Raw genomic sequence first — 2,451 nt, 5'->3', positions numbered from 1 at the left:
GGTGCGCGGCGTCAAGTCGCGCCTGGCCCATTCCGGCGTCGAGGCCGACGCGCTGTTCGCCGAAGCCGGCCTCGACGAAGGAGACGGCCTGGCCTGCGACGCCCTCACCCTGTCCGACAAACTGAGCCACCTGTGGGAACTGGTGGTGCGGCAGTCGGGCGACCCGCTGATCGGCCTGAAAATCTCCACCCCGCACCGGCTCGGCTGGCTGGGCGTGATGGGCCACATCATGCTGGTGTCGCCGACGGTGCAAAGCACGATAGAGCGCTGCCACGGCCACACCCGGGTCGGCATGGTGCTGCCGGGCGCGCACCGGCCCGTGCCGCAGCAGCGCTACGACTTCGTCTGGTGCGTGCTGCTGCGCACGCTGCGCTGCGCCTCCGGCAACGACCACGCCACCCCGGTGGTGGTCGAATACGCCTTCCCGCGGCCGGCCAACGCCCACGTCTACGCCGAAACCTTCGGCTGTCCCGTGCGTTTCGACATGCCGCACAATGTGATGGAATTCGCCGACTCGGACCTCGTCATGGCGCTGCCGCCGCAGCCGCCGCACGCGCCCCTGGCGGACGGCGCGGCGGCCGGCGCCCACGTCTTGGATGGCGCGGCCGGTGTACACGCGCTGGACGGCGCGGCGGCCGGCGCCCACGTGCTGGCCAGCCTGGCGCACGCCGAGCCGCCCACCTTCAGCGCCCGCGTGCAGGCGCTGCTGGCCACGCTGCTGCCGAAGGGGCCACCCCACCGCGACCACGTGGCCGCGCTGCTGATGATGAGCGAGCGCACGCTGCAACGCCGCCTGGACGAGGAAGGCACCAGCTTCACGGCCCTGGTCGACGACACCCGTCGCGAGCTGGCGCGGCAGTCGCTCGGCAGCGGCGACCTGTCGCTGAAAATGCTCAGCTTCCAGCTCGGCTTTTCCGAACCGAGCGCGTTTTACCGCGCCTGCAAGCGCTGGTTCGGCATGGCGCCGTCGGACATCGTCAGCCTGGCCCAGCGGCCCGGCGCCGATCAATAATCAGCACGACAACACGCGAGGAGACGGCGATGGGATGGCTATCGGGGAATCAAAAAAAATCGATGCTCGGTCAGCTGCTGGTCAAGCAGAAACTGATTTCGCAGGCCCAGCTGGCGCAAGCCATCGAGAAGCAGCGCAGCACCGGCCAGCGCCTCGGCGACATTTTCGCCGAATGGAACATCATCACGCAGCAGCACGTGCAGGACGCGCTGCGCAAGCAGCGCAACCTGCGCCTGGCCGCCGCCATCGCGACGTCGCTGCTGGCGCCGCTGGAAGGTTACGCGGCCGAAGCGCTGCCGGCCATCGCCATCGCCACGCCGGTGATCCTGGCGCACAACAAGGCCGGCATGCAGATGCTGACCGAGGATGAACTGAGCGGCGCCGCCGCCCAAGGCCTGGGCGACGACCTGGTGGCGCGCATCCGGCAACAGGTCGGCAGCAACGGCATCGACGTGGTCGGCGACATGGCCAAGATCCTCAACCCGGTGCTGGGCTTCCTCGATGCCGACAGCAGCATGAAAGACGTCGTCTACGACCCCGGCAAGGCGGCCGCCACCATCAACAAGGACGGCAGCATGACGCTGAGCCTGCCGACCTCGATCGGCGAGCTGAACTTCGCCAATATCCGTGTCAAGGGCTCGGACGGGCCCAGCTTCGGCAGCATCTCGATCAAGAATATCGACTTGACCGGCACCGTCATCACCGTCGGCTTGCACCACTGATGGGGGGCGTGCTTGCAACGACAGCGGCATTGACGGCCGCGCTGGCGTGGGCCGCGCCGGCGCAGGCCCAGAGCATCGCCGCCGAGCGCCTGTCCGAAGACCGCGTCGACGTCGCCGAAGTGCAGCGCGCTTCGCCGGCGGGCAAGACCTACGACGCCGTCACCATCATCGCCGCGCCGGTGGCCGAGCTGTGCGCCATCGTGCAGGACTACGGCGCCTACCCGGCCTTCATGCCGAACACGGCCGGGACGACCATCGTCAGCAGCGAGGACGGTCACGCCGTCATCGACATGACGCTCAGCCTGCCGCTGGGGAAAAGCAAGCGCTACCGCTTGCAGCTCGACGCCAAGCGCGGCGGCGACAATTGCCAGCTATCGTGGAAGCTGGTGGCGCGCGCCGACCTGGCGCCGGCCGACACCATCGCCGACACCAGCGGCTACTGGATGTTCACGCCGCTGCCGGCCAACCACGGCAAAAGCGTGGTGGAATATTATGTCTACGCCGATCCGGGACCGGTGCCGTTCGGGCTGGGCTGGATCGTCGACATCATGAGCAAAAAGAGCTTGCCCGATACGCTGGAAGCGCTGCGCGGCCGCGCCCGCAAACCGTAGCGCGCCGCCGACACCGGGGTCAAGACCGGGGGGCAGATCATAGTTTCGCGAAATCGGGGTCAGACCACGGTTTCGATAGATTCATTCGAAACCGGGGTCTGACCCC

General features: G+C 68.2%; 3 protein-coding genes. All 3 read left to right on the top strand.

Annotation, left to right across the window (positions count from 1 at the left end; genetic code table 11):
- Nucleotide 1 precedes the first annotated feature (1 nt).
- Genes Q0S71_RS08860 through Q0S71_RS08850 form a run of 3 tightly spaced genes read left to right on the top strand, consistent with a single transcriptional unit; the run spans nt 2 to nt 2,345 of the window.
- Nucleotides 2–1,012, top strand: coding sequence for an AraC family transcriptional regulator (locus tag Q0S71_RS08860; RefSeq protein ID WP_295994017.1), 1,011 nt, complete (start codon nt 2–4; stop codon nt 1,010–1,012).
- 29 nt (nt 1,013–1,041) lie between these two features.
- Complete coding sequence (locus Q0S71_RS08855; RefSeq protein WP_295994016.1) at nt 1,042–1,734, top strand: hypothetical protein; 693 nt, start codon at nt 1,042–1,044, stop codon at nt 1,732–1,734.
- Between the two features lie 8 nt (nt 1,735–1,742).
- Nucleotides 1,743–2,345: an SRPBCC family protein gene (locus tag Q0S71_RS08850; protein WP_295994015.1), complete on the top strand. Its 603-nt coding sequence runs from the start codon at nt 1,743–1,745 to the stop codon at nt 2,343–2,345.
- The last annotated feature ends 106 nt before the right edge of the window (nt 2,346–2,451 follow it).

The sequence above is a fragment of the Rugamonas sp. genome (assembly GCF_025354735.1).
Lineage (GTDB): Bacteria > Pseudomonadota > Gammaproteobacteria > Burkholderiales > Burkholderiaceae_D > Rugamonas.
Note: the sequence above shows the minus strand (reverse complement) of the source record. Positions and strands in the feature narration are given on the sequence as shown.